Origin of the sequence: Arthrobacter sp. 4R501 (genome assembly GCF_002929755.1) — a bacterium.
Lineage (GTDB): Bacteria > Actinomycetota > Actinomycetes > Actinomycetales > Micrococcaceae > Arthrobacter.
In genome coordinates, this window is the sequence record NZ_PJIW01000062.1 from 1 (window position 1) to 611 (window position 611).

Below are 611 nucleotides of genomic sequence, written 5' to 3' on the forward strand. Positions count from 1 at the left end.
CCGACGGCATCGCCACCCTCCGCGACGGGACGGTGACCCTGCACCAGGGCACCAGCGGGCTCAAGAACGGCGCCGCCGAGCTCTATAATGGCCAGCTCAAACTCCGGGACGGCGCGAACACCCTCAGCAGCGGCGCGGGCCAGCTCAGTGCCGGCCTGTCCCAGCTCAAGGGCAAGACCGCCACCCTGCCGGCTGACACGCGCCGGCTTGCGGATGGCGCCGCCCAGGTCGCCGCCGGCGGCGCCGCGCTTAACACCAAGGTGCAGGGCCTGGCCGGCCAGATGGCCGCCTCCGAACAGGCTGCCGCCCAGGCGCAGCGCAGCCGTGTGGTCGCGGCCAACAGCCGGCTCGTCGCCGCCGGGACCGTCACCCCGGCCCAGGCGGAGGCAATCCTGGCGGACTTCGATGCAAATGCGGCACCGCCCGCAGCTCCTGGCCCGGCGGCCGGCCTCAAGTCCGCGGCAGGGCAGATCCAGCAACTGGCGGACGGGTCAGCTGCCGTCAGCGCGGGCGCGGCCAGGCTGGCGGAAGCCACCCCCGCCCTCGGCGGCGCCATCAGCCAGGCATCCACGGGTGCGGACCAGCTGGCCGGCGGCGCCGCCACCCTCGCC

General features: G+C 75.1%; 1 pseudogene. It reads left to right on the forward strand.

Annotation, left to right across the window (positions count from 1 at the left end):
* Window positions 1-611 (forward strand): annotated as a pseudogene (locus tag CXR02_RS21890) (ABC transporter); the annotation flags it as partial.